The 1,153-nt window shown below is 70.4% G+C and carries 1 protein-coding gene; it reads left to right on the top strand.

Features of this window, described 5'->3' with window-relative positions; all coding sequences use genetic code 11:
* Nucleotides 1-31 precede the first annotated feature (31 nt).
* A protein-coding gene (locus ABD841_RS40480) for an IS3 family transposase (protein WP_344982390.1) occupies nt 32-1,153 on the top strand; the annotation gives its coding sequence in 2 pieces (ribosomal slippage) (nt 32-344 and nt 344-1,153; 1,123 coding nt annotated over the 2 pieces). This gene is flagged as partial in the annotation.

Below are 1,153 nucleotides of genomic sequence, written 5' to 3'. Positions count from 1 at the left end.
ATCTTGAGGTCCAGGGGAAGAGATATCCCTGATGGTGATGAAGAACTACCCGCCCGAGTTCAAGGCCGACGCGGTGGCGCTGGTGCTGTCGAGGCCGGACCGGACGATCACGTCGATCGCGCGGGATCTGGGGGTCAGCCGCGAGACGCTGCGGGTGTGGGTACGCGCCGCGCAGGCTCGGGGTGAAGGCGGGCAACGAGCGGCCGGCGGGGTCAGGACCGGCAAGGACACGCTGGCCGGGCCCGTACCCTCGGACGACGTGCTGGAAGAGGAGAACAAGCAGCTCAGGGCGCGGATCCGGGAGCTGGAGCAAGAGCGGGACATTCTGCGCAAGGCGGCCAAGCTTTTCGCGAACGAGACGAACTGGTGAACCGCTTCCGGTTTGTTGAGGATCACAAGGCGCTCTACGGGGTGAAGCGGTTGTGCCGGGTGCTGCAGGTGTCACGCTCGGGCTTCTACCGGTGGTTGAAGGGCGCCGCGGCGCGGCTGGCCCGCCGCCAGGCTGATGAGCAATTGGCCGAGCAGGTGCGGCGGATCCATGCCGAGCATGACGGCACCTACGGCTCGCCCCGGGTGACGGCCGAGCTGCGCGCGGCCGGGATCGTCGTCAACCACAAGCGGGTGGAGCGGGTGATGCGCGAGCACGGCATCGCCGGGCTGCGGCTGCGCAAGAAGGTCCGCACCACCCTTCCGGAACCGGACGCGGCACCGGTGCCGGACCTGATCCAGCGTGACTTCACCGCCGAGTTGCCGAACACCCGCTACGTCGGCGACATCACCTACCTGCCCGTCGGCGGCGGCCGGTTCCTCTACCTGGCCACCGTGGTGGACTTGTGCTCGCGCCGGCTGGCGGGCTGGTCGATCGCCGATCACATGCGCACCGGGCTCGTCGTCGACGCGCTGCAGGCCGCGGCGCATACCCGGGGCGGACGCCTGGACGGCGCGGTGTTTCACAGCGACAACGGGGCGCAGTACTGCTCGCGGGAGTTCGCGCGGGCCTGCCGCCGGCTCGGGGTCACCCGCTCGCGCGGCGCGGTCGGCACCAGCGCCGACAACGCCACGGCCGAGTCCTTCAACGCGAGTCTGAAACGCGAGACGCTGCAGGGCGCGCGCCACTGGCCCGACGCCCGCACCGCCCGCCTGGCCGTCTTCC

The sequence above is a fragment of the Streptosporangium fragile genome (assembly GCF_039534445.1).
Taxonomy (GTDB): domain Bacteria; phylum Actinomycetota; class Actinomycetes; order Streptosporangiales; family Streptosporangiaceae; genus Streptosporangium; species Streptosporangium fragile.
This window is presented reverse-complemented; position numbering and strand designations above follow the sequence as displayed.